Here is a 1075-nt window from a genome sequence, read left to right as displayed (position 1 = left end):
TTAGCTGGCTGCTGAAAAAGTCGGCCCTCGACGCGGTTATGAGAACATGATTCACTTTCAGCATGGCAGCGGCGGCGGGTGGTGGCGATGCGGGGGACGGACGAGGCGAGTGGGTCGCTGTTCAGCTATGTTGATCTTGAGGAGCGGGTTCCGGAGCGTCATCCGCTGCGGTTGATCCGTCGGATCGTCAATGACGCGCTAGCGAGCCTCGATGCCGAGTTCGCCGCGCTCTACACCGACTTTGGCCGCCCCTCCATCGCGCCGGAGCGGCTGATCCGTGCGAGCCTTCTTCAGCTCCTGTTCTCGATCCGCTCGGAACGGCAGCTGATGGAACAGATGGACTACAACCTGCTGTTTCGGTGGTTCGTCGGCCTTGGCATCGACGAGCCGGTCTGGGTCCCTACGGTGTTTACCAGGAACCGTGATCGGCTGCTGACGACCGACATGTCGCGCAAGCTTATGGCCGCGATCCTGGCGCACCCGGAGGTCCGACCGCTCCTCTCGGATGAACACTTCTCGGTAGACGGCACCTTGGTCAAGGCATGGGCGTACATGAAGAGCTTTCAGCCGAAGAACAGCGCGCCGCCGCCGCATGACGATGATCCTGGCGGACCGCCGCTACCGGCCGACGCGACCTCCGCAAACACCGAACCGCAGCCCCAGCAGACAGAGACGCAGCCAATGCCCGACACGCCCCGCCAGATCCGCAACGCCGAAGTGAACTTCCGGGGCCAGAAGCGCTCGAACGCAACCCACACCTCTGTGACGGACCCCGATGCCCGTCTCTACAAGAAGGCGCCGGGTGCCGCGGCGACACTGTGCTTCATGGGGCATACGCTGATGGAGAACCGCAACGGGCTGGTCGTGCAGGCCGATCTGACCCACGCCGATGGTCACGGCGAGCGCAAGGCGGCGCTCGAGATGATCAACCGGCACTCCCCTGGCTCGACTCGGCGTCTGACGCTTGGAGCAGACAAGGGATACGACAGCGCCGAATTTATTGCCGCACTCAGGCGCATGGTTGTGACGCCGCATGTCGCGCAGAAGGCCCGGTATTCCGCAATCGACGGGCGAA

The 1075-nt window shown here is 63.6% G+C and carries 1 protein-coding gene; it reads left to right on the top strand.

Translation table 11 applies throughout. The annotated features are described in order from the left end of the window. Positions 1 to 87: 87 nt before the first annotated feature. Positions 88 to 1075 (top strand): IS5 family transposase (locus tag DC366_RS19475; RefSeq protein ID WP_108693788.1); only part of this gene is annotated, 988 nt, incomplete at its 3' end.

Origin of the sequence: Pelagivirga sediminicola (assembly GCF_003072125.1) — a bacterium.
Lineage (GTDB): Bacteria > Pseudomonadota > Alphaproteobacteria > Rhodobacterales > Rhodobacteraceae > Roseovarius > Roseovarius sediminicola.
This window is presented reverse-complemented; position numbering and strand designations above follow the sequence as displayed.